Raw genomic sequence first — 24,136 nt, 5'->3', positions numbered from 1 at the left:
ACTGTCTTCCTCCGGATCGAGTGAACCGGCATTGCTCTCCCTTTGCAGGAAAGATAACAGTGGAGATCAGGGACTAAGGATTAACCCGATTGCCCACACAGCGGACTATCTTTCGATAGTCGTGTTAGTCTGCCGTCTTAGTCCCATCAACTCGGAAAGGTGTGGTGTACCCCTTGTAGACAAAGGATAGTTTCTTAATTATAGCGGATCGAATCAAGCCCGCAATTACAGTTTGCCAGTACCTCCGTTCCTGAATCTAACTCAATATCTCGTGTTCTTGAGCATAGCGCCAGACTACGCGATCGCTACTTTCCATCGACAATCTAACCTCTCTAAAGGTGACAAATTGGACAGACTGAAACTCAAGTTAACCGCGTTTTGCCAATATACCAAGAAAAATCAGCTTCAATCAATGTGCATGGTGCGTTCCCCAAAATCTATTGGTGGAACAGTAGGACTTGCATTAGGGAACGCACCCTACGGCTACAAGGGAAAGTGTAGCTTCACGGCGCAAATTCACAACTCCGCGTATCATGAATTCTTATTTAAGCTCCGCGAACCAAAGTGATACACGGCAGGGTGTCCAATCCGAATTCCAAAAGGCTGGGCATCAGGGTTACGCTCAAATAGCCGATTGGTTGCAGCTACGACCGTTTCATCAACCTCAAAATCTCCGGTTTCGATGTCGATCGCGATAATTTTACCCTCATTACCCGCTTCGACTTGCTGCCGAATGCCAGACTCGTAGAGTTCTTTCCCCCGACGAGCCATCTCCTCTTTGCTGTAACGCCTTTGCCGAACTGTCATAGCCTTGCCCCATTGACTGCCTTCTCCATGTTAACCTGAACGATCTCGCTCTTTTGAATTGATAGGGTGTGTTTGGCAATCACTTAATCTTGGCGATCGATATGATGTAGCCTGTGTTAGCGTTAGCGTAACCCACGGATTTTGAACATTAGATAAGGTGCGTTCACTTCATTAACACACCCTACAAGATCGGCGTGCTGCTACGCAGTGCCTTCGGCATCGCACTCTGTTATGAGTTGATTGATGTTGGGTTTCCTTGGGTCAATCCAACCTACGGGCGAGGCGATCTGCTACGCAGTGCCTTTGGCATCGCACTCATAATAGTTGACGAAATTCTGCGACTGTCAAACCAGCATCTTGAACAATTCCACCCATTGTAAATGCCTTAATTGGATTGTGCCTTGGAAGAGCAACTTGACGCACCCCATCACTCATGATGATATGTTTGCCTTGGCGAATGATCCGAAAGCCTACCTTCTCCAAGGCTCGTACTGCATCTAGGTGATTTACGCCAGGAATTCTAGGCATAGTTACACCTGCATTTCAATTTCACGAATTTCCCCATCTTGCAAGCGTTCTTCTAAGGCTGCAAGATACTCACGAATTGCATCTTGGATATTGGTTAATGCCTCTTCCTCAGTATCTCCCTCGGACCAACAACCGGGGAGCGCAGGAACGCCAACAGTAATTCCTTCTTCAGAACGATAAAGGACAATTTTGTATTTCATCATAAGTTCCTTCTAGATAGCACTCCATTTTAGCTTGATAGAATTATGGATGTGGGATCAAATTGTAGCAACACATGATGTGGTTCTTGTTACTCAGCACCGACCAACCTGATACGGTCGGTGTGCAACGGGATTGTTAGACCGTACCTCACAGATCGCTTATGATCAATTTATTCTCGCATATCTAGAAGTTTAAGCCATGTCACTCACTGAGTTAATTCTTCTGGTCAACAATCTGAGCCAGACAGACAAATTATCACTCTTCAAACTCCTAGCTGCACAAATCCCGGATGCTGAACTACAGGTTATCTTTTCCGCATCAGAGTATCCGATTTGGTCGCCCTACGATGCCACGGAAGCCGCCAATATTCTGATGCATATGATTCAGGATGACCGAGAGGCATCTACCCATGCCTAGTACAGTCGAATTTCCCCTTTCCGACGATGAAGCATTACCCACGATTCCCATCACTCTGAGTCATGCAGGCCTTTCTGTTTCTGCGAATGCCCTGCTGGATACCGGATCTACGGTCAATCTATTACCTTACGACATCGGGCTGCAATTGGGTGCAATTTGGGAGGAACAAACTGTCCGCTTGCCATTGGCCGGAAATCTTGCAAGGGTTGAAGCACGAGGGTTATTTGTGTATGTTCAAATTGGGAATTTGGAACCTGTTCGTCTAGCCTTTGCTTGGGCAAAAACCTCTCAGATACCCTTAATTCTTGGGCAAACAAACTTTTTTCGAGAATTTGATGTCTGTTTTCAACGATCGCGATGCACGATCGAAATTATCCGCTTCTAATAAGGGTGGTTTGATTGCTTACTGTCACCAGCCGAAAAAACCCTCCTTGAAGATGGAATGGGCTTTACCCCCCGCTGCTTAACCCGAACTGGGGTTAGATAAGGTGCGTTACATTTCATTAACGCACCCTACAAGATCGGCGATCGCACTGCAAGTCTCACTATTAAACCCTCTCGCTGTGGCTAGTTTCGATTTAGGATTGATGATTCTTGCCACAATCATCGCCACCACTAAGTTTCTGATTCGTGAGGATTTTTCACTGATTATTTTATCTAAACCCAATTTTTTAATCGTCTCTAAAATAGCCATTACATGACCATGAGGAAGACTTCTAATCACTTCAAAATGATTGGGAATGCCTTCATTCATGGACAGTGTTGCTCCTTTAAGAGCCAGTTTCAGATTGTCGATAATATCATCGGGTAATTTTGAGAGATTGGCAAGGGTTCTTTTTTTGACTTGATCTCCTTCTCGGTAGGACTCTCGAAGAAGAATGGCGGGGGGGGAATTACGGTTAGGAACTTTTTCTATGTACATGACCACTATTTTAGCAAATGGAGAGAATTCTTGTCCATTAAGAAATGTTACAAATTACATGGGTACATTAAGAAAGGTTAATGGGGCGCATCCATTGATGGATAAGGGTTTTTGGCTATTATGGTATATATGTATGGGGTAAGTTCAGTTATACTCAATAAGATTTGACATTCTCGTTTATACCTTGTGAAAGAACACGCCTAACGACCGTGTTCAGCGGACATAGATCACCTCTCGAACTCAACCGACCAAGTTCATTGTTCCGCTGCAACACGATTGTTAGCCCACGATCACTAACATCATGATAAAGAAATTAATAGGACTTTAATTCTTTTGCTTTTCTGCTAGCAGTTTCCATTCCACAATTTTCTGCTTAGCTTGTGAATATTTATCGGAGTTTGCCGGAATCGTCTCAGCAAGTTGAATTGCTCCTGCAAAGTCTCCTCTGCTTGCTAAATCATAGGATTTTTGTAATTTCTCTTGATCCGATTTACCCCCTTGTTGGCTGAGGGCTTGCCGCCATTCCACAATTTTCTGCTTAGCTTGTGAATATTTATCGGAGTTTGCCGGAATCGTCTCAGCAAGTTGAATTGCTCCTGCAAAGTCTCCTCTGCTTGCTAAATCATAGGATTTTTGTAATTTCTCTTGATCCGATTTACCCCCTTGTTGGCTGAGGGCTTGCCGCCATTCCACAATTTTCTGCTTAGCTTGTGAATATTTATCGGAGTTTGCCGGAATCGTCTCAGCAAGTTGAATTGCTCCTGCAAAGTCTCCTCTGCTTGCTAAATCATAGGATTTTTGTAATTTCTCTTGATCCGATTTACCCCCTTGTTGGCTGAGGGCTTGCCGCCATTCCACAATTTTCTGCTTAGCTTGTGAATATTTATCGGAGTTTGCCGGAATCGTCTCAGCAAGTTGAATTGCTCCTGCAAAGTCTCCTCTGCTTGCTAAATCATAGGATTTTTGTAATTTCTCTTGATCCGATTTACCCCCTTGTTGGCTGAGGGCTTGCCGCCATTCCACAATTTTCTGCTTAGCTTGTGAATATTTATCGGAGTTTGCCGGAATCGTCTCAGCAAGTTGAATTGCTCCTGCAAAGTCTCCTCTGCTTGCTAAATCATAGGATTTTTGTAATTTCTCTTGATCCGATTTACCCCCTTGTTGGCTGAGGGCTTGCCGCCATTCCACAATTTTCTGCTTAGCTTGTGAATATTTATCGGAGTTTGCCGGAATCGTCTCAGCAAGTTGAATTGCTCCTGCAAAGTCTCCTCTGCTTGCTAAATCATAGGATTTTTGTAACGTGGCATGAGAACTACTACTGTTTGTATCTGTTCTATTAAGTCCTAATTGCGGCAATAAGAGGCCACATATTAAAAGAGTAAAACCAATCAATCCAGAAATAATTCTACCCGGTCGACCAAGATTGATTTTCCCTTCAATTTTTCCCCAAGCACCTATTGCCAGGAAAATCAGGCCAGCCACAATTAATAAACTGCTTTGATTGCTGGCAAGATCAGCAATAGCTTTAATTAATTCAGCCATAGCTCTCTAGAAATGGTATTTAATTTTATAGAGTGCGAAATTCGATCCATTCTACTAATATCCTGATAATTATCATATAATGTTAGAGTTGCGATCTCTAAGACAACCTAGAGAGCTAACGGTTGAATTGAGTGGCGATCATTTCTCTGAGTTTATCACTACAAATATCGATTACGTCCGCTCGAATGGTGTGTTATGCCCGATCGCTTTAGCGATAACTTAACCTAGACGATCGTCTCTAAATCTACCGGGACTTAGCAACGAAGCAACCCATTTTTGATTACCTAGTCCTAAACATGAAACAGATAACCTTAACGGACTTCGCGCTTTGGCATAACGGTTGAATTGAGCGGCGATCGTTTCTCTGAGTTTATCACTACAAATACCGATTACGTCCGCTCGAATGGTGTGTTATGCCCGATCGCTTTGGCAATCACTTAACCTAGACGATCGTCTCTAAATCTACCGGGACTTATCAACGAAGCAACCCATTTTTGATTACCTAACCTTGGATCAAGACAGACAATTTTAATGGGCTTACCGGACTTGGCATAACTACATATTATGCGGAAATTTTCCGTATATCACGCCAAATACACATTTTTTTAAGAATCTTTCCGTATATTACGCTCAAATGGAGCGATCGCGAGAAGTTTTCCGTATAATATTACGATAAGCGTGTTATGCCGATTAGCATACTCTGTTATGAACCCTCCCCCACCCCGAGAACTCCTAGACGTAGTGCGAGAGACGAGAGCCGCCCTACCGCATTACTCCTACCGCACCGAACAAACCTATCTGGACTGGATTAAGCGTTATCTGCTCTTCCATCAGAAAAAACATCCCCGTGAAATGGGGGGTGAAGAAATTAGAGCCTTTTTGACCCATCTTGCCGTTGATAAAAACGTTGCCGCCGCCACCCAGAACCAAGCCCTCAACGCCATCCTCTTCCTTTATCGAGAAGTTCTGAAAATTGAACTGGAAAATATCGGTGCATATTTACGGGCAAAACGCTCCAAATGTCTGCCCACCGTCCTCACCAAAAAAGTAAAAATGGCCGATGATTTTAGCGATCGCACAACAAGCTGCGATCGCTGCCCAGGTAATTCTCAACCCACCAAAGTTAGGATTGCTCATCGAAGAAATCGAATCTCTTGAGAAGCAATTACTGAGCTTGGGGGTTGAGAGTCGAAGTTATCCCTTAAATGAGCTAATCGCCTTTAGCTCGGCTTTTATGACGATGAAAGCCATTGCCAGCAACTTAAATCAAATGAGTCAAGACTTACCTGCCTACACCCAATAGGGGCTAAATCCCTTCTTTTCTAGCTAAAAGGACGGGACAATTGACATTAACCCGCACATAATCCGAGAGGGAAGTACCGAGAAGGCGATCGAGATCTGGTAAACTCTTAGCCACGGAAGGACGGCGATCGGGCGAACCCAACAGTAAGAGATCGACACCATAATCATCGACGAGTTTGCAGAGTTGTTCTCCCGGTTTACCCCCCGTCACCACGCAGCGATAGGGTATATTCATCCGTTTCGCTTTTGCCACTGCCGGCCCTATAATCGGGTTTTCTTCCATTTCTTTGGGGGAAGTGGGGGCAAATTCCGGTTTTAAGTCGGGGTTGACGCGGGCCAGAATTAACTCTGCTGAAGGATAATCCCGCAGGAGATAAATAGCCAGATCGAGAGCTAAATCAGCCGAACTAGACTTATCGAGAGCTACCATCACCTTTTTGATTTTTTTGACGTAAATATCGTCTTTTACCAATAACATCGGGTGATTAGTCAGTTGAAAGACGTATTGACTGACGGAATTTTCTAGAATTGCCTCCAGTCGCTTCAGTCCTCGGGAACCCATCAGGATCAAATCGGCCCCGATTTCGTCGGCAACTTGACAGACGGTATCTTTGGGATCTCCTTGCCGCAGAATCGTGGAGACTTTGCTCGGTTCAATTTTGACTTCTTGCAGAATTTTAGTCAGCATTTGGGTCCCTTCTTCCCATTTACTGGCCAGAGCTTCGGTGGTAATCTGAGGGGGAACAACCCGGAGAATGGTAATCGACGCTTTCCGGATAGCCGGGAGATCCATTAATGCTTGTAGCATTTCTTGGGTTTGACCTGTGCCGGAATCAGCGTATAGTATTTTCTCTAGCATAAGATTAAACTCGGTCTATGATCTTAATAGTTTTCGCCAATTATCAGCATACTGCTAATGTTGTTCTCGAAATTTAACAACTTATTAAGCGCTTTTTCTTAGGTAAATGCGATGCCGAAGGCACTGCGTAGCAGCTCGCACTTGAGGGTATTTTTAAGTATTTATGCTCAATTGACTGGCAATACTTGGCTCAAAATCATCGTGTCAAGCGTTCATTTGTATTATATTTTGGCTGCAATGCTGGCGCTCTCTTTTAATCACTGCTAAATTGACCATTTAATTGATGATTATTCATGGTTAATTCTCCAGCAACCAAGAGAATTTTTTATTTTTACAAGAGGTGTAGTTATGTATTTATCAATTCGAGTAATTCTCCTAGTAGCGACAACAGTTTATCAGACGTTATCTGTTTGGTTAGAAGAACAAAAAGCACCGCCGGGTCATTTGATTAATCTGGGTAAATATCGCCTGCATTTTTGTCTAGCAGGAGAGGCTATTCCCACTATTATTATTGACCATAGTTTAGGGGGAATTGAGGGATATTTTTTGATAGAAGAATTGTCACAATTAGCTAGGGTTTGTATTTATAATCGAGCGGGTTATGGTTGGAGCGATTCTAGTCCTTATCCCCGGACTAGCTACCAAATTGTTCAGGAATTAGATAAATTACTAACCCAAGCAAAAATAGAACCGCCTTATATTTTAGTTGGTGATTCTTTTGGTAGTTATAATGCTCGACTGTATGCTCATCTGTTCCCAGAAAAAGTATTAGGTTTGGTACTCACCGATGGTTTACACGAGCAGGGAATGCTGAAAATGTCGCCAGCATTAAAGGCATTAAAATTATTTTTCATCTCTGGATTTTTGATGTCGATTATTGGCTCAATTTTAGGCATTATAAGAGTTATGAGAGTTCTGGGAGTTTTTGAATTATTAAAACCAGAATTGCGTCGCTTTTCCCCAGATTCTTGTCATCGAGTTAAGCGTTCTTTCTGTCGCGCTAAACACTGGATGACGATGAGTAGAGAAATGTTTAATCTCGACCAAAGCGCTCGTCAGGTGAGTAAGGCTAACAATTTCGGTAATTTACCGATAGTTAGTATTAAAGCTAATTCTTTTTTTAAACCTTCCCTTTGGACTCGCTTTATTCCCCTCAAAAGTGCCAACCAACTCCGGGAGGAGATGCACCTAGAATTAGGCAAGTTATCCAGAGATTTTATGGAAATACAAGCGGATAAAAGTGGCCATTTTATCTGGATGGATCAACCGGATGTGATCATCGATGCGGTCAGAATTTTGCTTGACAAAATTAACTCTATGTGCTAGGTAAGTAGTTGGACAAAAGTAAAGTTAACTGTGGGGTAAGGAGCCTGACGACCGACTGCTAACCCCACCAACAGACTTTTTGCCGCAAACCCTAATTAGGGTTTGCTGAATAAATCTAAAAACCTTGTTGGATAAAAATTTTAGACTTTTTTGATATCAAAAAGTGTCAGCCATTGGAGTGAACGGGGGGGAATAAAACCCCACACCCTACACCCCACACCCTACACCCCACCAACAGACTTTTTCAGCATACCCTAATTATTGAGGGTAATAATCTGAGCGCTAAAACCCTGTTTAGTTAAATCTTGTACCCGTTGTTTAGCTTGGTATTGTTGCTGAAATAACCCCACTTGAATAACATTTTCTCCCGCGCGGATAAATGCGAGGGGTTCAATTTCTTGAATTTTTGCCAACGCTTCCGCACTATTACTACTAACTTCCACGCGAAAGAGTTGATTAGCGGCAATAACCCGCTGCTGTGGTGCGGGGGGTTTATTGGCGCGATTTTGAGGTCTGGGTGCTGGTGGATTGACAGTTTGACGATTATGATTATTAACCACCGTAGCATCGGCGGGCCGCACGGTAGCGGGAGCTTGAAAAACGTATTCTCTCAGGGGTTGATTACCGGAAACTGGGTCCGCCACCAGAGGACGAACTGAAGGAGAATTAACTGGGGGTAAATTTAAGGGTGAACATTGGGAACAATTAGCACCACTGGGACTGTCTGAACGTTTAGTTGGTTGTCTCACCGCTGGTGGTGGGGGTAAACGACGACCGGGATAAACATTCTGGGCAAAAGATAAGTCTGCTTTTAGCAGTAGCGTTCCTTGAGCGATTATCCCGACTTTTAACCAAAATAAAGCCGAGAAAAACAGTAAGTTTGTTCTCATCATGCTGGTTTGTCCTCACACGAAATTTGGGTACACCATGTCCAAATTTTAAAGTAGGAGATGCTAGTCTAGAAAGTATATTGGTTAAAAATCATTACAAGATTTATGGGAAAAGTTGTTGTCGGTCTATCAGGGGGAGTAGATAGCTCTGTTGCCGCTGCCGCCTTACACGCTCAAGGTTATGATGTTATTGGCTTGACCCTGTGGTTAATGAAGGGTAAAGGTCAATGCTGCTCCGAGGGAATGGTAGATGCGGCCTTTATTTGTGAGCAGTTGGGGGTTCCCCATCATATCGTCGATAGTCGCGAGCTTTTCCAAAAAGAAATTATTGATTATCTAGTTTCCGGTTACGAAGCGGGAATCACACCGCTGCCCTGTTCTCAGTGCAATAAATCGGTAAAATTTAGCCCGATGCTGCATTATGCTAAGGAAACCTTAGAAACGGATACTATTGCTACCGGTCACTACGCCAGAATTCGTTTTTCTCCGGAAAATAACCGTTATCAACTGCTGCGTGCCGTCGATAAAAATAAAGATCAATCTTATTTTCTCTATGATCTAACTCAAGATGTACTGCGTGGGACTTTATTTCCCTTGGGAGAACAAACCAAGGCAGAAACCCGCAGAATTGCCCAGGAATTTGGCTTAAAAACGGCAGATAAACCCGATAGTCAGGATTTGTGCTTGATTGAAGCTCACGGAACTATGCGATCGTTCTTGGATAAGTATATCGCCGTTAGTGAGGGCGATATAGTAGATCTCGATGGCAAAGTTTTGGGTAAACATAGCGGTATCCATCATTATACGATCGGACAACGCAAAGGCATCGGCATCGCCGCCGCCGAACCCCTCTATGTGGTAAAACTCGATCCCGTCATGAATCGGGTTATCGTCGGTAATCGCGAAAGTGCCGTTAGTGCCGCTTGTCTTGTCGGACGGATGAACTGGGTTTCTATTGCTCAACCCACCACCCCTATCCGCGCTCAAGTACAGGTACGTTATCGTTCTCCGGCCGTTCCCGTCAATGTTATTCCCCTAGAAAATAATCAAGTGAAACTGGTTTTTGATGAACCACAATTTAGTATCACCCCGGGCCAAGCAGCCGTGATTTATGAAGGGGAAATCGTCCTCGGTGGGGGGATTATTTCAGGAGCCACCCCATAGGGAGAGCCACCAATTCACAGAATAACCTGATTATGGTTCGGGGGTCATTCTGCCAATTAGGGACTCTCCCCGGCAGGTTTAGCTAAAAATTAACGACGGGGTACAGAAGCCTCGATGTTAATATTCATAGCGGAGACTCTTGGTACAGGATTGCCTTTGGCGCTACCGAGACCCCGGGCCATGGCCAAGAAGCTGGAAGGATCGCCAGCTTTGGGTTATGGTAAATATTATGAAAACTTTTCTGACTTTTCTTCAGCTATTTATGAATGTCTGAATGATGTCCATCTGAAACATAAAAAAGAACTGGATTCGTTGCTCACTCTACGATTTCAGAAGTTTAATAAATCTCAGATTATGAACGTCTAAAGTATATACAATATCTGCGATCGCCCTTAAAAAGGGGGACTTTGAATCCGGTTCCCCCCTTTTTAAGGGGGACTAGGGGGGATCAATCAATGCTATAATAACCACTATTTATCAGCAGGTAAGATAAGGGTGAATTTATTAGTCCATCGTTATCAAATTGTGCGATCGCTTGCTTCTGGTGCATTTGGTGAAACTTTTCTAGCTAAAGATACCCAATTACCAGATCATCCTTGGTGTGTTGTCAAGCAACTTAAACCCCAATCTGATCCCCAATCTTGGCAAATAGCAATGCGTTTATTTGATACAGAAGCAAGAAGTCTTTATCAATTGGGAAAACACGCTCAAATCCCCCAATTATTTGCCCATTTTTCTGAAAATAATCAATTTTATCTCGTTCAAGAATATATTGAGGGACATCCTTTAGGTGAGGAAACTATACTAGGGAAACAATGGGAAGAAATAGCAGTAATTGAATTTTTAGAAGATGTATTATCAACTTTAGCTTTTGTACATCAGCATAACGTTATTCATCGGGATATTAAACCTGATAACTTAATTAGACGCAAACGAGATAATAAAATTATTTTAATTGATTTTGGTGCGGTAAAACAGATTATTAATTTAAGTAATCCTCAAAACCAACCTAAGACAATTGGAATAGGAACACCAGGATATATGTCAAATGAACAAAATCTAGGAAAACCTACCTTTAGCAGTGATATTTATTCTGTGGGAATGATTGCTATTCAGATGTTAACGGGATATTATCCTACCCAATTAGTTGATAGTCAAACAGGAGAAATACATTGGCAAAATAAAGTCAAAACAACACCTAAATTTACTGATATTTTAGTTAAAATGAGTCATCCAGATTTTCAACAACGCTATCCCTCAGCTACAGAAGCTTTGCAAGCAATTCAAGGTTTACAGGGAGTCTCCCCTACCATTGCGCCAACAGTTTTTATGTCTCATTCTTCATCTATACAAAATAAAGGGGGTAAAATTGCCGTTATTCCCCTAATTTTAATGTTACTTTTAGGAGGAGTAATTGGTATTGGGGTGATCAATTTATCTGAGAGACAACAAAACAATGAGACACAACATCAACCTGCTTTTTAAGCTATAAAGGTAATAGGAACAAGTTTAACAGGAGTAAGTAAGATTTATGAAGCGTCATACTTCGGGAATAGCAGTCTCACTTTTATTTGGTTTGCTAATGCTGACATCAGGATGTCAAGGAAATTCTAATGCTGCAACAAAATCTAAGTTTTTTTGTGGAAATGCTCAATATTTAGGTAAAAATGTGCCAGCTACTATTGTCCATAATCCAAATTCAGACAGAGATTTTACTATAATTATTTGGAAACCAGATAATTATTATTTTGGTAATCAATGGAATCCTCGAAAACGATGTGATCAAGTTTCTAGACGATTCCAAGATATTTATGATCGGGATGGACTACAGTATGTCACGGCTACGGTAGCAAGTTGGATTAATGATCGAGAAGTTCCCGTTGTCTGTGGAGTAAAATCCAAAAGTGCTACTTGTGATCAAGATGATTTACTCTTTACTTTGGAAACTAAGGATGAGCCTTATGCAGTATTAGATGATCTTATGGAAATTCGTCAAGCACCTGATAACAATACACCCTTAACTAGAGGAGTAAATGATTCTAAAAATTCTGGTAAAAAGCAGCAAGTTTTTTATGATTTATCTGAGGTTTTGAAAGTAGAAAAATCCCCAAAACAGCAATCTAATCCAAACAATGGTGCAGCGTTTTAGACTCAAAATATACCTTTGTTTACGGGATTAGGAGTGTTTTGGGTTTTGCTTCTCCATTTTTCTGCTAGAATTGTGGCATAATCGCTCATTTCTCTGAGTTTATTTTCTCCTTGCTGAGCGATTTTTAAGATTTCTGCTAATTCCTGTTCAGTAAACGGTTTTGAAGTCATCGTTAATTCTCCAATCGGATTCTAATTCCATTGACTACTATTTTAGCTTCTAAAACTCGACCTAACTGCTCTGAGAAATCCTCCCCTGCTTCTTGAATATCTTCATAAGATAACTCATCCTCCATAGTAATATACTGGACAGTTGCTTGCATCCGCCGTCTAGTGTTGTCAGCAAATAATAAATAATTGTTAATTATAGCAAATATTGGAATAGATATGATAATGTAGGGAAATAATTTTATCCTTTCCCTAATCAGTTCAATCCCATTATTATCCTCCAATGCTTATCTGAATTGCCATGAAACCGCAATTATTGAAACTTTGCCTAATTTTATCCCTATTTCCCCTAATTTTCTCCCTCGTATCCTGTCAAAACCAGCAAACTCAAGATCGTGGAATTACTATTACCACAAATCAGTCACAAAGTCAACAAAAACAACGACGCACAGCCTTAGTCATTGGAAATGCGAGTTATCAGGATAATCCTCTCAAAAACTCGATTAATGATGCAGAAGCGATGGCGAATGCGCTTAAAGATGTTGGTTTTGACGTAATTTTGCTGGAAAATGCTGATTTAAAGCAGATTGAAAATGCTATTGACACATTTCACCACCAACTTAAGGCAGGAGGAGTGGGATTATTTTATTATGCGGGACATGGTAAACAAGTGGATGGCGAAAATTATCTTATTCCGGTAAATGCGAAGCTGGATGTGGCAGAAGATGTGCGCTATGAGGCGATTCCGGTAGGAAAAGTCTTAGCTAGGATGGAAGATGCGGCAAATCAGATGAATATTGTCATTCTTGATGCTTGTCGCAATAATCCCTTTGCTCGAAAATGGCGCTCTAGTCAACGGGGTTTGGCTCCGATACAATCAGCTAGGGGTGCCTTGATTGCTTTTGCGACGGAACCAGGAGGGGTTGCTGCTGATGGAGAGGGAGAAAATGGGTTATATACTTCTTTTTTATTAAAGCATCTGAAAACACCGAATTTAGATGTGGAGTTGATGTTTAAACGGGTGCGGGAGGATGTTGTACAAGCTACTCAAAATAAGCAAGTTCCTTGGGAGTCTTCCTCTTTGGTGGGGGATTTTTCTTTTAATCCTGTTACGGTAGCGCAATCATCTCAACCTAATTCTACCACTGCTGAAACCTATTTTAAGCAAGGGGAAGACTACCGTAATAATAATCAATATGATAAAGCGATTGCGGCATATACTAAGGCCATTGAAATTAATCCTCAATATGCCGAAGCTTACAAGAATCGAGGGATTGTTTACCTTGATTTAAAAGACTATGATAAAGCAATGGCAGATAACAATAAAGCCATTGAAATTAATCCTCAATATGCCGAAGCTTACAATAATCGAGGAGTTGTTTACCGTATTTTAAAAGACTATGATAAAGCAATGGCAGATTATAATAAAGCCATTGAAATTAATCCTCAATTATTTCAAGCTTACAGTGGTCGAGGGAATGTTTACTCTGATTTAAAAGAATATGATAAAGCTATTAAAGATTATAATAAAGCCATTGAAATTAATCCTCAAAATGATTATGCTTACAATGGTCGAGGGTATGTTTACTATAATTTAAAAGAATATGATAAAGCTATTAAAGATTATAATAAAGCCATTGAAATTAATCCTCAAGATGCTTATGCTTACAATAATCGAGGGTATGTTTACTATAATTTAAAAGAATATGATAAAGCTATTAAAGATTTTAATAAAGCCATTGAAATTAATCCTCAACATCCTTATGCTTCTAATAACAAAAAGTTAGCGGAGGAAGCAAAAAGAAATCAATAACCATATCCTTGTTCCAAGACAGAGCCTTGGAATATGATATGATTAGTGCGATCGCTCTTATTTTTGTCTGGGGTTTCTCCAAACGCAATGTTTTAGATCTGGTACAAAAAGAAGATTAACACAAATTGTATAGTGCGATGCCGAAGGCACTGCGTAGCAGTACACCGATCTTGTCGGTTGGGTTGAGGCAACGAAACCCAACACTACCTTTTCCTATCTTTCACTTAATCGGACAACGCAAAGGCATCGGCATCGCCGCCGCCGAACCTCTCTATGTGGTAAAACTTGATCCCGTCATGAATCGGGTTATCGTCGGTAATCGCGAAAGTGCCGTTAGTGCCGCTTGTCTTGTCGGACGGATGAACTGGGTTTCTATTGCTGAACCTACCACCCCTATCCGCGCTCAAGTACAGGTACGTTATCGTTCTCCGGCCGTTCCCGTCAATGTTATCCCCCTAGAAAATGAGCAAGTGAAGCTGGTTTTCGATGAACCACAATTTAGTATCACCCCGGGCCAAGCAGCCGTGATTTATGAAGGGGAAATCGTCCTCGGTGGGGGGATTATCTCAGGAGCCACCCCATAGGGAGAGCCACCAATTCACAGAATAACCTGATTATGGTTCGCGGGTCATTCTGCCAATTAGGGACTCTCCCCGGCAAGTTGAGCTAAAAATTAACGACGGGGTACAGAAGCCTCGATGTTAATATTCATAGCGGAGACTCTTGGTACAGGATTGCCTTTGGCGCTACCGAGACCCCGGGCCATGGCCAAGAAGCTGGAAGGATCGCCAGCTTTGGGTTTTTGCTCTTGGGGAACATAGCGACGGACAGCATTCTGCCAAACGATTTGGGGGAAGCCCAAAATACCACGATAGTAGCCATCGTAGCGAGGCGAGGTAATGTTGAATGGACGTTCACCGATTTCGCGGCTGGCCAGGGTGCGACGACGTTGGTAGGGAACGGTATCATAACCAAAGCTTTGCAGATACTCGTCACTGTTGAGAAGTTGATCAACAAAACCTTGAATGCCTTTGGTGGCAACGACAATCGACCAAGCAATTTTTTCTCTTTCGCTATAGACATCGCGACCGAGAACTCTTTGTACTACCTGTTCGACAAAGCGATAGTTGCTGTTTTTCTCGTAGAAGCTGTTATAGAAGGTTTTCGATAACAGTAAACCACGAATGAAATCCCGCACCGATAATTGTCCATTGCGTAATTGGGATTCGAGGAAGGGTTCCCGATCCCATTTGAAGGCATGGAAGAAAATCTGACGGTAAGCGGCTTCGATTAAATCGTCCAGGTCGGTAGGGGAGAGGACATTTTCTGTCGTGTAAACTTTCGGTTTTTCGTCTCCACCGACATCATAACCAGCTACCCGCACGTTTTGGGACTTGGGGGCGTAATTTAAAAGAGGAATGGCCAAGGGTAAACCTCCGTATCCTTAGAAATGCTTAAAAAACTTTCCTCCTAATGATAAGGGAGTAGGTGCCAACTAGAAAAGAAATATTAAAAATTCTTACAATTGTTAAGAAAACTTGCTTACCATCCAGGGTGTTGGGGAGCGCCGGAGCAGGGAGAGGGGAGAAAAAAGCGTTCGACTGATAACTGATAACTGATAACTGATAACTGAATTTACCAGCCACTAATCGAATAGGATGATGGTTCGGGGGAATCACTAGAGACTGACTCCGATGACTGATTGCGGGATTCAGCACAAAAAGTGGCCGTATTAAAACCGCCAAAACGTTGAACTGTGCTAGTGCGGAGACGTAAATCGGCATCGGCAAACCAAAAACGCTCGATCGAGGTCATAGTTTCGTATTCTGTAATTAAGACTAAACCTTCCTGTTCATCAATGTGATAACGGCCCGCCACGGGAATGATTTCCGCATAACCTCGCTCCCGCAGGAGAACACCAGCTTGGGGATTATCTTCATCGGGAATTAGCGCAAAAACGGTGGTTCCTTGATGATTTTCGTCTTCTTTGTCCCACTGCATCGAACCATCCCAACTGACAAAGGCACCCCCCACAGTCTTAGCGGGATCGACTTCGTGCATTTCACAGATAGCGATAATTTTCGGGTTATCGGCGCTTAAAGCTTCCACATAAATCTCGGAATCGCCGGTTTCTGCGCGTCGAAAGGGTAAATGATGGGTGGTGCGCTGAGATTTCCACTGTCCCGCACTTTTCTGAAAAAAGGTCATACCGTCCATAGTTTTTATCCTCTGTTTTTTCCATCTATTTTAACGCCATGGCCGTTTTCTGTAACCCTTGTCCCTCTCTCTCTCTCATTCATCCCCAAAATAATCATGATCAATTCTCTTGATTTCATAGATTTCTTTTGTCGATACACCTAAATTATAATCAATCATGAATTGACCTAATTCTTCCCCATCAATCAGCACTATTTTTATCTCATTTCTGGGGGCATATTCTAAAGCCTCTTGGGTAAAATAGGAAGTGGTGATAAAAATACCTTTTTTGGCTCCTTGTCCCGCTAATGCCCCGACAAATTTCTGGATTTCTGGACGACCAACGGCATTATTATCAGCCTATCTTTTGGCTTGAATATAGATTATATCTAAACCGAGTCTATCTTCTTTTATTATCCCATCAATCCCTTGATCCCCGCTCTTACCCACTGCTTTACCTGCATCTCTAATCGAGCCACCATAACCCATTTTTACCAGTAATTCTACTACTAATTTTTCAAACGCATCTGGGGATAATTTTCTCAAAATAGAAAGTAAGTCTGTTGCTAATGCTTGACGAATTTCTTGATAGGAGTTTTCTAGTAATTCCTCTGGGTTTTGTTCTTGATCAGAAGTTGATAAATTGCTTTCAAGAGTAATAGTTTCATTTTGCTTATTGACTCGATTGAATTCTTGAAATTCAGGAAACTGTCTGAGAAATTTGGCATCAATTCGAGCAGGATTTTGAGATAAGATTTCTTTTCCTTTCTCGGAAATTACAAAAGTTGCCCTTTTGGGTGAGTCAATTAATCCCGCTTTCTTTAAATAGGTTTTTGCCCAACCGACTCGATTAGAAAAAATTTCTTGTTGTCCACTGGGAAGCATTTCTTTTCTTTCCGCTTCTGTGACTTGAAACTCTCTGACCAAGGCTTCAATAATTTCTCGATATTTATACACTTTGCCATCTGCAAGTATTTTTAATAGAGGCAACATAATCGATTGAAAATCGGGAATAGGCATAGTTCAGATGAAAAGCGGGGGCAGTCATCACAATTATACAGCAACAAGCTCCAAGAATTTAGATAGATAATAATACACCTGAAATTATTAAGAATGTCGAGAGGCATTCCTCAAGAATCTGAGAGAGAATCAATATTATGGGCATCTAATACTAAATCTTGTTTAAAAGGTATAGGAGATCGGGAAGTAGTGGAGCCTTTTTAGTAAACAGTAAACAGTGAACTAAAAACTCACATCTGATAACTGATAACTGATAACTGATTCAAAACTGACGGCTTTAAATATAACTTAACTCAGTAAAAAAGACCTATTCGGATGGACAAGAAAGCCTTTTTTTAGGGCCTCTCGTCCTAATAACATCCGAAACCCCATGACATCGCGATTAGTCAAGGTTAATTCGATCGGCCATTGACGACCGCCAAGCAATACACTTGTTCTGATAACGGGACGTAGTTGACTTTGACCACCGGAATTTTTTACCTGTCGCCATTCGAGGATTTCTGCGGTGGTGGTGACAGTGTGGTGACTATCTTTTTGGTAGGGATGAACTTGAAAGCGCAGCCAATTGCGATCGCCATCTCGAAAAGGATGCAGATGAAAAGCGTGTAGGGCCGAGGAGCGAGCGCCTGTATCAATCTTGGCCTTAATTTTGGTAATGCCTAAATCGGGTAAATCGAGCCATTCTCGCCAACCGACGATCACTCGATCGAGGGTCATTTTTTTGTCTCTCGTCTAGAATATTCATTAATGTAGCAGAATTCTTAATTTCCTCCCTCTAAAAGTTTACAGATTGAATTTGAGCGACTACAATTAGACCATTCAAACTCCTGGGTGTGGTATGAATTTAAAACATCTGCTTCTTCGTTACTTGGTATGGTTCGATAGGGGGGCATAAATCGACTAAATCCTTATCTGGCAAGAGACTTAATTGATTAGTTCGCTCCAGATCGCAAACAATTGACAAAAATTGCGGTAATCTCTGTTTCTATAAGGGTTTCATCTCTTATAACCCCCGTCCATTGCATAACACAAACCGAAGAACCACAAATGTTTGAGTAAAATCGGAGTAAAGTCTTTAGGTTTAGGCGATTGATGCCGGATAGGGTTAGAGTAATCAGGGAGAAACTGATTTATCGAGAGGCTATATTATCCTATGCTAGAACTCTACCAATTTGAATTATCTGCCTATTGTGAGAAAGTCCGTCTCATCCTCGACTATAAAGGTCTTGCCTATAAAAAAAGGGACGTGGTGCCAGGGGTGGGACAATTGGAATTATTCCGTCTTTCCGGACAGCGCCAGGTCCCGGTCCTCAAGGATGGTGACACTTATATCGCTGACTCGACGGAGATTGCTTTTTATCTCGATCGCAAGTATCCTGAAAAACCAATTATCCCTACGGATCCCCTCCAACGGGGTCAATGTTTATTAATCGAAGAATGGGCCGATGAATCCCTGGGATTAAAAGGAAGAACCGCTTTTCTCGGCGCTTTTGCCCAAAATCAAAACTTTCGTACCGCCTTTTTACCCCGGGAAACTCCCGATTTTATGCGCTTGTTGCTGGGTTCCTTGCCGGGGGAATTAATTGATATTTTTGGGACGGGTGTAGGTCTGGGAAAAGATGCTATCAATACGGCTAAAAAAGGGCTACAACAGGACTTAGAGGCTTTAAACCTCATTTTAGCCAATCGTCCCTATTTAGTCGGGGATCAGCCCAGTTTAGCCGATTTAGCTGTGGCGGGATTAAGTGTACTGCTTAAGTTTCCCCAGGGTTCCTATCTCAACTTACCCCCGGAATTGCAAGGCAAGGGGATTCCAGGGTTAGCTGATAATAGCGCCTACGAGGGCTTTTTTGTCTGGCGTGATCGTCTTTATAGTCAATACCGTCAAACTATTACCCCGGGGAGTTCCACCCCTCCCATCGATTCCCCCAACTCTATCCAGATTGAATAGCAGAGCTTGACTAGGGTGGTGGGGTGTGGGGTGTGGGGTGTAGGGTGTAGGGTGTGGGGAAAATAAATAAAAATAATCTCCTGACGACCGACGACCGGCTCCTATCTCCTGTTAAGATTCGCGTAAAACGTAGCCGACACCGCGCACGGTATGAATGAGGCGTTTTTGACCACCAGCTTCCATTTTCAGGCGTAAATAGCGAATATATACCTCAATAACGTTTGATTCTCCTTGAAATTCATCTCCCCAGACATTTTCGAGAATTTGATCCCTTGATAATACTTCTTTCGGGTGAATCATCAGGTAGCGGAGCAGTTCAAATTCCTTCATCGTCAACTCAATATTTTTGTTCTTATAGGAGAGACGACGAGTGGCTAAATCCAATACTAAGTCACCGAAGCGCAATTGTTCGGGGATAGTTTCCATCGGTTGCAGGTAAAAACGGATTAATTTGAGGAAAGATTGCGAATTATAGGGTTTGAGAAAATAATCGTCGGCTCCCGCTTCCAAACAGGCGAGACGTTCTTCTAGAGTTTCTTGAGATACTAATAAAATAATATAAACGCGACTTCCTTGGGAACGTAAACGACGACAAAACTTTACACCGGCCTCCGCCGCGAGGAGGCGATCGAGTATAATCATCGCTGGCTGCCAACTTTCCACTTCTGGGAAAGCGCTATCAATGCTAGGCACAATCAGGGGACGATAACCTGCTTCTTGCAAGTTCGCACTAGCTAGTTTAGCGATATTCTCCTCAATTCCCACCAAGAGAATCGAAGAACTCAGAACTGGTGTACTCATTAGTCGGCAGCGGTAAAGAAATAGGAAAGATAGGGAGGCGACTGGCCAATTATACTTAATTCATTCTTGCCTAACCGATTTTAGATAAAAAAGTTAACGCTGTGGTGCGTTGGACAAAATTACCATTGACAGACCAACCGGTCACTCGATCGGGGGACGACCAGAGGCTAAGATGATCTACAGGGGGATCCGCATAAAAATTTTCTCCACCGCTACCCAATAAACAGGAACTCCAATGGGTAAAATAATCATGACTAAGGCGATAAATGGGAAAATTACCGATTAATGGCACTCCCCACCCGTCCAGAGCCATTAAAGCTCGAATTTTCACCCCTTGAGCTTGCCAATAATAGGCTAAAGCGATCGCATTTACCACCCCCGCACTAAACCCAATCAAGGTTAGGTCTTCTCCGGGTAAAAAAGCTTCATTTAAGCAAGAAAAAGGAGAAATAATAATATAGGAGCGTAATTTGACCGATTTGCTCCCCAGATGTCCTAAAAAATCCTCCGTCAATCTAGAATCATGAAAACCAGTACAAATCACTAAGGTGTTGACACTCCCGTCCTTAAAAGCGAGGGATTCTTGGTTCATAGAGTTTCCTTAATTAGTAGTTTAAATGAGCCTAAACCCTTAAATAGCCTGGAATCCAACAAAGCAAAAAGCTTTTTTTATTAAAATTGCTTTTTTGAATTCTGGTGAGCCTTACTTGGCAAGGCTTGCGTCGATTATTTTCTGCTAACATATCATAACTACTCTAGAAGAGCCATAATTGTTAAGAAAATGACGCGAATTACCGTTATTGGTGCAGGGATTGGCGGACTAACGGCGGCGGCATTATTGGCGCGTCGAGGTTATCAAGTCACAGTATATGATCAGGCGCTTGTCCCCGGGGGTTGTGCCTCGACTTTTTCCCGTCGGGGTTTTACTTTTGACGTGGGGGCAACTCAAGTGGCAGGATTAGAAGTAGGGGGCATTCATCAGCGCATTTTTGCCGAATTAGGGATAGATTTACCCGATTCTGTCCCCTGCGATCCCGCCTGTGCCGTTTTTCTGCCGGGGGAAACCAATCCGATTAATGTCTGGCGCGATCGGCAAAAGTGGCAAGAGGAAAGACAAAAACAATTTCCGGGCAGCGAACCTTTTTGGCAATTATTACAAAAACTCTTTCAAGCAAGTTGGCGTTTTCAAAGTCGCGATCCAGTTTTACCCCCGCGCAACTGGTGGGATTTAGGGCAATTAATCGCCGCTTTGCGTGTAGATACTGCCATTACCTTCCCCTTTACTTTGATGACTGTGGGGGATGCTCTGCGATTATACGGCTTAGAGAGGGATAAACGCCTAAAAACCTTCCTTGATCTCCAGTTAAAGCTTTATTCCCAAGTTACTGCCGATGAAACCGCTTTACTTTATGCCGCCACCGCTTTAGCAGTTTCTCAGTCTCCCCAAGGTTTATCCCACCTTCAGGGTAGTATGCAGGTATTAAGCGATCGCCTAGTAACAGCTTTGGAAAAATACGGCGGTAAATTGCAAATGCGCCACACAGTGAAAAAAATACTGACAGAAAAGGGAAAAGCCACTGGAATTATCGTCAGAAATCAAAAAAATGGTCAAATACATCCAGAAATGGCCGATGAGATTGTCGCTAATATCCCGATCCAAAATTTACCACAATTAATCGATCGCGAAGCCATTCCCAGTCTTTATCACCGGAGAATTGAAAAACTTCCCCCCGCATCCGCTGCTTTTGTGGTTTACTTAGGAGTCGATCGCGCTGCTATTCCCCCCGATTGTCCCCCCCATTTGCAATTCCTCTACGATTACGATGGCATAATCGGCGAAAATAACTCTTTGTTTGTTTCCGTGAGTAAAGAAGGGGATGGTCGCGCTCCAGTGGGAAAAGCGACGATTATTGCTTCTTCCTTCACCGATACCAGTCTTTGGTGGCGAAAAGGAGAAGATAATTATCAGCAATTAAAAGCAGCATACACCCAAGAGGCGATCGAGCGTCTCGGTAATTATTTCCATCTTAGTCCTGATCACATCGTTCATATCGAATCAGCTACACCTCGCACTTTTGAACGGTTTACGGGGCGAAATCAGGGCATTGTCGGCGGTATTGGTCAAAGACTGTCCACTTTTGGCCCTTTTGGCGTAGCGACGCGCACTCCGATCCCCCATCTTTGGTTAGTAGGAGATTCCACCCATCCGGGAGAAGGCACTGCCGGAGTCAGCTATTCGGCACTCACGGTAGTTAGACAGATTGAGAATCAATTAAGTAGTCGTGCAAAATAAATTTCCTAGTGAAGATAGGCAAGAGGCAATAGGCAATAGGCAATAGGCAAAAGCTTTATCGAAATGTGTAATTAATTTTGCTTAGGTACTTAGCTTCTAGTTAGCCGTAATTATGAATTATGAATTGGGAAGAATAAATAAAAGCAATCTTCTGAATACTGAATACTGATAACTGATAACTGTTAACTGTTAACTTACCCACTGATAACTGATAACTGATAACTGTTATAAAGCGCCAGCTGCCGTGCGATCGAGTATTCCCGCTCCTAGATGAGAGGTAATATTAATTGCTTGCAGGACTGGTTGAGAGTCAACTCCTTTAGGATAATCGATAACACTAACCGCGCCATTTCCCTGTTTAATATTCCAGAAATTAGCGGGTTTTAAACCCAATAAATAACAAAGAATCACCTTATTAATGGCATCGTGAGCTACTACCATAATTGTCTTAGGACTATCACTATTACTATAGGTTTTAACGATTTGCTGCCAACAAGCGATCGCTCGATCCCAAACTTCCTGTAAATTCTCCCCTTCTGGCATTTGCACGGTTTCTGGGGCATTTTTCCAGTCTTCTAACATCCCGGGGAAACTCGCTTCAATTTCCTCCTCTAATTTACCTTCCCAAAGTCCGTGACAGATTTCTGTCAGATCTACTTGGGTGTCTAAGGTGACATTGGGGTGATATTGCAGGATAATTTGGGCAGTTTCCTTGGGACGGGATAAAGGACTGGTGACAGCGTGATTTATCGCCGTTTCTCGCAGAAATTCGGCGGCTTTCTCAGCTTGAGCTTTGCCATTATCATTGAGAGGAATATCGCGCACCCCTTGAAAACGTTTATCCCGATTCCATTGGGTTTCTCCGTGACGCACCAGCAGCAGCCTCGATCCTTGGAAAGGAGGACGCGGTGGGGGTAAAGCTATCCCTAAGTGTGCCGTTTGATTGAGGGATTCCACCTGGACAGGATCACCAAAATCACCCGTAAAATTGAGAACATTAACGCAACAGTTAGATTGTTGTAGGGAATGGTATAAGGAAACTGGAATACCGATGGCACTGAGGATTAAACAGCGATTAATGCCGTTATGGGCAACAATGAGGATAGTTTGGCCCTCGTGTTGGGGAATAATTTCTCGCCAAAAATCCTGCGCTTGTTGATAGAGGGAGAGAACGGGATAATGTTCTTGACCATCGGGCAGTATCATCTTAAATTCATGAGGTTTTTGGTGCCAATCCCGATATTCTTGGGGGTATTGAGCTTTTACCTCCTCTTTGACCATATTTTCCCAGATAGGCAGATCGATTTCTAGTAACTGCGAAGTGGGTTGAATGACGGGAGAGTGATTTAAACGAGACTGAATCACCTCAGCAGTAGATTTGGCTCTTTGGAGAGGACTACAGTAAAAAGCGGCGATATCGATTTGACTGAGGGCATTTCCTACTTTTTCCGCGTCCAGATGCCCTTTTTCCGTCAAAACCGAGCCATCACTGCGACCTTGTATTTTCTGCTCTGCGTTATAACTGCTTTGTCCATGACGAACAATAATCACACGAGTAGCCAAGCGGTTCAGTCTCCTTAACTAAAAGTCTCAATATCAGATTACAGGCGATCGGGATCGGAGTACAAATCAGTGATCAGTAATCAGTAATTAGCATAGCACACTTGTACTAAAATATCGCCTACAGTTTCAAGGCAGCACAGCATATCAAAACTTTCTGATATAACAATCTCTTTGGGATCAAGGGTTTGGCGGTTTTATCAAGAAACCATGACAATGTACTTGGTC

The 24,136-nt window shown here is 42.6% G+C and carries 24 protein-coding genes and 6 pseudogenes; 12 read left to right on the top strand and 18 right to left on the bottom strand.

Annotation, left to right across the window (positions count from 1 at the left end; translation table 11 throughout):
- Nucleotides 1-531: 531 nt before the first annotated feature.
- The 3 genes from ACQY1Y_RS19210 to ACQY1Y_RS19200 all read right to left on the bottom strand — a co-directional run bounded on the left by ACQY1Y_RS19210 (nucleotide 532) and on the right by ACQY1Y_RS19200 (nucleotide 1,535).
- Nucleotides 532-807 carry a hypothetical protein gene (locus ACQY1Y_RS19210; RefSeq protein ID WP_110543635.1) on the bottom strand — a complete coding sequence of 92 codons (276 nt, stop codon included), beginning with the start codon at nucleotides 805-807 and terminating at the stop codon, nucleotides 532-534.
- Nucleotides 808-1,122: 315 nt separating this feature from the next.
- Nucleotides 1,123-1,335: a type II toxin-antitoxin system HicA family toxin gene (locus ACQY1Y_RS19205; protein ID WP_002776326.1), complete on the bottom strand. Its 213-nt coding sequence runs from the start codon at nucleotides 1,333-1,335 to the stop codon at nucleotides 1,123-1,125.
- A gap of 2 nt (nucleotides 1,336-1,337) precedes the next feature.
- Nucleotides 1,338-1,535, bottom strand: coding sequence for a type II toxin-antitoxin system HicB family antitoxin (locus ACQY1Y_RS19200; protein WP_002738180.1), 198 nt, complete (start codon nucleotides 1,533-1,535; stop codon nucleotides 1,338-1,340).
- Between the two features lie 199 nt (nucleotides 1,536-1,734).
- Between ACQY1Y_RS19200 and ACQY1Y_RS19195 the strand changes: the two genes are divergently transcribed.
- Together ACQY1Y_RS19195 and ACQY1Y_RS19190 are read left to right on the top strand one after the other, a co-directional pair.
- Nucleotides 1,735-1,953 (top strand): hypothetical protein, encoded by a 219-nt coding sequence (locus ACQY1Y_RS19195; RefSeq protein WP_002753442.1) that lies wholly within the window; start codon nucleotides 1,735-1,737, stop codon nucleotides 1,951-1,953.
- Entirely contained in the window at nucleotides 1,946-2,338 is a 393-nt protein-coding gene (locus tag ACQY1Y_RS19190; RefSeq protein WP_079209787.1) for an aspartyl protease family protein, read from the top strand. The genes ACQY1Y_RS19195 and ACQY1Y_RS19190 overlap by 8 nt, the downstream gene beginning before the upstream one ends.
- Nucleotides 2,339-2,485: 147 nt before the next feature.
- Here the strand turns inward: ACQY1Y_RS19190 and ACQY1Y_RS19185 are convergent.
- Together ACQY1Y_RS19185 and ACQY1Y_RS19180 are read right to left on the bottom strand one after the other, a co-directional pair.
- Nucleotides 2,486-2,875, bottom strand: a pseudogene (locus ACQY1Y_RS19185) (IS1634 family transposase); the annotation flags it as partial.
- Nucleotides 2,876-3,199: 324 nt separating this feature from the next.
- Nucleotides 3,200-4,417 (bottom strand): hypothetical protein, encoded by a 1,218-nt coding sequence (locus ACQY1Y_RS19180; RefSeq protein ID WP_430013366.1) that lies wholly within the window; start codon nucleotides 4,415-4,417, stop codon nucleotides 3,200-3,202.
- A 705-nt stretch (nucleotides 4,418-5,122) separates the two neighbouring features.
- Between ACQY1Y_RS19180 and ACQY1Y_RS19175 the strand changes: the two genes are divergently transcribed.
- Nucleotides 5,123-5,575, top strand: a complete 453-nt coding sequence (locus ACQY1Y_RS19175) for a phage integrase N-terminal SAM-like domain-containing protein (protein ID WP_430013365.1) — start codon at nucleotides 5,123-5,125, stop codon at nucleotides 5,573-5,575.
- Nucleotides 5,576-5,723: 148 nt separating this feature from the next.
- On the opposite strand, the gene ACQY1Y_RS19170 is transcribed toward ACQY1Y_RS19175, so the two are convergent.
- Nucleotides 5,724-6,578 (bottom strand): universal stress protein, encoded by an 855-nt coding sequence (locus tag ACQY1Y_RS19170; RefSeq protein ID WP_002781003.1) that lies wholly within the window; start codon nucleotides 6,576-6,578, stop codon nucleotides 5,724-5,726.
- Between the two features lie 348 nt (nucleotides 6,579-6,926).
- Here ACQY1Y_RS19170 and ACQY1Y_RS19165 point away from each other — a divergent pair, with 348 nt between their 5' ends.
- Nucleotides 6,927-7,904 (top strand): alpha/beta fold hydrolase, encoded by a 978-nt coding sequence (locus ACQY1Y_RS19165; RefSeq protein WP_430013364.1) that lies wholly within the window; start codon nucleotides 6,927-6,929, stop codon nucleotides 7,902-7,904.
- Nucleotides 7,905-8,158: 254 nt separating this feature from the next.
- Here the strand turns inward: ACQY1Y_RS19165 and ACQY1Y_RS19160 are convergent, their stop codons facing one another.
- Nucleotides 8,159-8,797 carry a hypothetical protein gene (locus ACQY1Y_RS19160; RefSeq protein WP_430013363.1) on the bottom strand — a complete coding sequence of 213 codons (639 nt, stop codon included), beginning with the start codon at nucleotides 8,795-8,797 and terminating at the stop codon, nucleotides 8,159-8,161.
- Between the two features lie 102 nt (nucleotides 8,798-8,899).
- Here ACQY1Y_RS19160 and mnmA point away from each other — a divergent pair, with 102 nt between their 5' ends.
- Nucleotides 8,900-9,958 (top strand): tRNA 2-thiouridine(34) synthase MnmA, encoded by a 1,059-nt coding sequence (mnmA, locus tag ACQY1Y_RS19155; protein ID WP_430013362.1) that lies wholly within the window; start codon nucleotides 8,900-8,902, stop codon nucleotides 9,956-9,958.
- 89 nt (nucleotides 9,959-10,047) lie between these two features.
- Here the strand turns inward: mnmA and ACQY1Y_RS19150 are convergent.
- Nucleotides 10,048-10,173 (bottom strand): annotated as a pseudogene (locus ACQY1Y_RS19150) (phycobilisome rod-core linker polypeptide); the annotation flags it as partial.
- A 1-nt stretch (nucleotide 10,174) separates the two neighbouring features.
- On the opposite strand from ACQY1Y_RS19150, the pseudogene ACQY1Y_RS19145 reads away from it, so the two are divergent.
- The 3 genes and pseudogenes from ACQY1Y_RS19145 to ACQY1Y_RS19135 all read left to right on the top strand — a co-directional run.
- Nucleotides 10,175-10,324 (top strand): annotated as a pseudogene (locus tag ACQY1Y_RS19145) (IS630 family transposase); the annotation flags it as partial.
- 129 nt (nucleotides 10,325-10,453) lie between these two features.
- Nucleotides 10,454-11,443, top strand: a complete 990-nt coding sequence (locus ACQY1Y_RS19140) for a protein kinase domain-containing protein (RefSeq protein ID WP_430013361.1) — start codon at nucleotides 10,454-10,456, stop codon at nucleotides 11,441-11,443.
- A 46-nt stretch (nucleotides 11,444-11,489) separates the two neighbouring features.
- Nucleotides 11,490-12,107 (top strand): COP23 domain-containing protein, encoded by a 618-nt coding sequence (locus ACQY1Y_RS19135; protein ID WP_430013360.1) that lies wholly within the window; start codon nucleotides 11,490-11,492, stop codon nucleotides 12,105-12,107.
- A 2-nt stretch (nucleotides 12,108-12,109) separates the two neighbouring features.
- On the opposite strand, the gene ACQY1Y_RS19130 is transcribed toward ACQY1Y_RS19135, so the two are convergent.
- Nucleotides 12,110-12,277 carry a hypothetical protein gene (locus ACQY1Y_RS19130; RefSeq protein WP_002788754.1) on the bottom strand — a complete coding sequence of 56 codons (168 nt, stop codon included), beginning with the start codon at nucleotides 12,275-12,277 and terminating at the stop codon, nucleotides 12,110-12,112.
- 2 nt (nucleotides 12,278-12,279) lie between these two features.
- Nucleotides 12,280-12,429, bottom strand: coding sequence for a hypothetical protein (locus tag ACQY1Y_RS19125; protein WP_155726598.1), 150 nt, complete (start codon nucleotides 12,427-12,429; stop codon nucleotides 12,280-12,282).
- Nucleotides 12,430-12,575: 146 nt separating this feature from the next.
- Here ACQY1Y_RS19125 and ACQY1Y_RS19120 point away from each other — a divergent pair, with 146 nt between their 5' ends.
- On the top strand, nucleotides 12,576-14,087 hold the full coding sequence (locus tag ACQY1Y_RS19120) for a tetratricopeptide repeat protein (protein WP_430013359.1): 1,512 nt from the start codon (nucleotides 12,576-12,578) through the stop codon (nucleotides 14,085-14,087).
- Nucleotides 14,088-14,308: 221 nt separating this feature from the next.
- Nucleotides 14,309-14,671: pseudogene (locus tag ACQY1Y_RS19115) on the top strand (aminomethyltransferase beta-barrel domain-containing protein); the annotation flags it as partial.
- An 89-nt stretch (nucleotides 14,672-14,760) separates the two neighbouring features.
- Here the strand turns inward: ACQY1Y_RS19115 and ACQY1Y_RS19110 are convergent.
- The 5 genes and pseudogenes from ACQY1Y_RS19110 to ACQY1Y_RS19090 all read right to left on the bottom strand — a co-directional run bounded on the left by ACQY1Y_RS19110 (nucleotide 14,761) and on the right by ACQY1Y_RS19090 (nucleotide 18,328).
- On the bottom strand, nucleotides 14,761-15,513 hold the full coding sequence (locus tag ACQY1Y_RS19110) for a phycobilisome rod-core linker polypeptide (protein WP_002744197.1): 753 nt from the start codon (nucleotides 15,511-15,513) through the stop codon (nucleotides 14,761-14,763).
- 209 nt (nucleotides 15,514-15,722) lie between these two features.
- A complete protein-coding gene (locus tag ACQY1Y_RS19105) occupies nucleotides 15,723-16,304 on the bottom strand; it encodes a phycobiliprotein lyase (RefSeq protein WP_024969812.1) in 582 nt (193 codons plus the stop codon).
- A gap of 75 nt (nucleotides 16,305-16,379) precedes the next feature.
- Nucleotides 16,380-17,303, bottom strand: a pseudogene (locus ACQY1Y_RS19100) (restriction endonuclease).
- Nucleotides 17,304-17,591: 288 nt separating this feature from the next.
- Nucleotides 17,592-18,020 (bottom strand): ATP-dependent zinc protease family protein, encoded by a 429-nt coding sequence (locus tag ACQY1Y_RS19095; protein WP_002737273.1) that lies wholly within the window; start codon nucleotides 18,018-18,020, stop codon nucleotides 17,592-17,594.
- A gap of 127 nt (nucleotides 18,021-18,147) precedes the next feature.
- Nucleotides 18,148-18,328, bottom strand: a pseudogene (locus ACQY1Y_RS19090) (hypothetical protein).
- 128 nt (nucleotides 18,329-18,456) lie between these two features.
- Here ACQY1Y_RS19090 and ACQY1Y_RS19085 point away from each other — a divergent pair.
- Nucleotides 18,457-19,254 (top strand): glutathione S-transferase family protein, encoded by a 798-nt coding sequence (locus tag ACQY1Y_RS19085; RefSeq protein WP_190537993.1) that lies wholly within the window; start codon nucleotides 18,457-18,459, stop codon nucleotides 19,252-19,254.
- Between the two features lie 111 nt (nucleotides 19,255-19,365).
- Here the strand turns inward: ACQY1Y_RS19085 and nblR are convergent, their stop codons facing one another.
- Both nblR and ACQY1Y_RS19075 read right to left on the bottom strand, forming a co-directional pair.
- Nucleotides 19,366-20,055, bottom strand: a complete 690-nt coding sequence (gene nblR / locus ACQY1Y_RS19080) for a response regulator transcription factor NblR (protein ID WP_002744217.1) — start codon at nucleotides 20,053-20,055, stop codon at nucleotides 19,366-19,368.
- A gap of 70 nt (nucleotides 20,056-20,125) precedes the next feature.
- A complete protein-coding gene (locus ACQY1Y_RS19075; protein WP_002736927.1) occupies nucleotides 20,126-20,647 on the bottom strand; it encodes a hypothetical protein in 522 nt (173 codons plus the stop codon).
- A gap of 189 nt (nucleotides 20,648-20,836) precedes the next feature.
- Between ACQY1Y_RS19075 and crtD the strand changes: the two genes are divergently transcribed.
- A complete protein-coding gene (gene crtD / locus ACQY1Y_RS19070; protein WP_430013358.1) occupies nucleotides 20,837-22,348 on the top strand; it encodes a C-3',4' desaturase CrtD in 1,512 nt (503 codons plus the stop codon).
- 225 nt (nucleotides 22,349-22,573) lie between these two features.
- Here the strand turns inward: crtD and ACQY1Y_RS19065 are convergent, their stop codons facing one another.
- Nucleotides 22,574-23,911, bottom strand: a complete 1,338-nt coding sequence (locus ACQY1Y_RS19065) for a histidine phosphatase family protein (RefSeq protein WP_193979523.1) — start codon at nucleotides 23,909-23,911, stop codon at nucleotides 22,574-22,576.
- Between the last annotated feature and the right edge of the window lie 225 nt (nucleotides 23,912-24,136).

The organism is Microcystis ichthyoblabe FBCC-A1114, from assembly GCF_050500245.1.
GTDB classification, from domain to species: domain Bacteria; phylum Cyanobacteriota; class Cyanobacteriia; order Cyanobacteriales; family Microcystaceae; genus Microcystis; species Microcystis ichthyoblabe_A.
The sequence above is the reverse complement of the archived record's forward strand: the minus strand, read 5'-3'. Positions and strand labels throughout refer to the sequence as shown.

Excerpts from the sequence above, each read along its gene's own strand:
- ACQY1Y_RS19180 (WP_430013366.1), bottom strand. The coding sequence starts at position 4,417 with ATGGCTGAATTAATTAAAGCTATTGCTGATCTTGCCAGCAATCAAAGC.
- ACQY1Y_RS19205 (WP_002776326.1), bottom strand. The coding sequence starts at position 1,335 with ATGCCTAGAATTCCTGGCGTAAATCACCTAGATGCAGTACGAGCCTTG.
- ACQY1Y_RS19085 (WP_190537993.1), top strand. The coding sequence starts at position 18,457 with ATGCTAGAACTCTACCAATTTGAATTATCTGCCTATTGTGAGAAAGTC.
- ACQY1Y_RS19165 (WP_430013364.1), top strand. The coding sequence starts at position 6,927 with ATGTATTTATCAATTCGAGTAATTCTCCTAGTAGCGACAACAGTTTAT.
- crtD (WP_430013358.1), top strand. The coding sequence starts at position 20,837 with ATGACGCGAATTACCGTTATTGGTGCAGGGATTGGCGGACTAACGGCG.
- ACQY1Y_RS19075 (WP_002736927.1), bottom strand. The coding sequence starts at position 20,647 with ATGAACCAAGAATCCCTCGCTTTTAAGGACGGGAGTGTCAACACCTTA.
- ACQY1Y_RS19130 (WP_002788754.1), bottom strand. The coding sequence starts at position 12,277 with ATGACTTCAAAACCGTTTACTGAACAGGAATTAGCAGAAATCTTAAAA.
- ACQY1Y_RS19135 (WP_430013360.1), top strand. The coding sequence starts at position 11,490 with ATGAAGCGTCATACTTCGGGAATAGCAGTCTCACTTTTATTTGGTTTG.
- ACQY1Y_RS19095 (WP_002737273.1), bottom strand. The coding sequence starts at position 18,020 with ATGACCCTCGATCGAGTGATCGTCGGTTGGCGAGAATGGCTCGATTTA.
- ACQY1Y_RS19195 (WP_002753442.1), top strand. The coding sequence starts at position 1,735 with ATGTCACTCACTGAGTTAATTCTTCTGGTCAACAATCTGAGCCAGACA.
- ACQY1Y_RS19120 (WP_430013359.1), top strand. The coding sequence starts at position 12,576 with ATGAAACCGCAATTATTGAAACTTTGCCTAATTTTATCCCTATTTCCC.
- ACQY1Y_RS19170 (WP_002781003.1), bottom strand. The coding sequence starts at position 6,578 with ATGCTAGAGAAAATACTATACGCTGATTCCGGCACAGGTCAAACCCAA.
- ACQY1Y_RS19160 (WP_430013363.1), bottom strand. The coding sequence starts at position 8,797 with ATGATGAGAACAAACTTACTGTTTTTCTCGGCTTTATTTTGGTTAAAA.
- ACQY1Y_RS19200 (WP_002738180.1), bottom strand. The coding sequence starts at position 1,535 with ATGAAATACAAAATTGTCCTTTATCGTTCTGAAGAAGGAATTACTGTT.
- nblR (WP_002744217.1), bottom strand. The coding sequence starts at position 20,055 with ATGAGTACACCAGTTCTGAGTTCTTCGATTCTCTTGGTGGGAATTGAG.
- ACQY1Y_RS19175 (WP_430013365.1), top strand. The coding sequence starts at position 5,123 with ATGAACCCTCCCCCACCCCGAGAACTCCTAGACGTAGTGCGAGAGACG.
- ACQY1Y_RS19210 (WP_110543635.1), bottom strand. The coding sequence starts at position 807 with ATGACAGTTCGGCAAAGGCGTTACAGCAAAGAGGAGATGGCTCGTCGG.
- ACQY1Y_RS19190 (WP_079209787.1), top strand. The coding sequence starts at position 1,946 with ATGCCTAGTACAGTCGAATTTCCCCTTTCCGACGATGAAGCATTACCC.
- ACQY1Y_RS19125 (WP_155726598.1), bottom strand. The coding sequence starts at position 12,429 with ATGCAAGCAACTGTCCAGTATATTACTATGGAGGATGAGTTATCTTAT.
- mnmA (WP_430013362.1), top strand. The coding sequence starts at position 8,900 with ATGGGAAAAGTTGTTGTCGGTCTATCAGGGGGAGTAGATAGCTCTGTT.
- ACQY1Y_RS19105 (WP_024969812.1), bottom strand. The coding sequence starts at position 16,304 with ATGGACGGTATGACCTTTTTTCAGAAAAGTGCGGGACAGTGGAAATCT.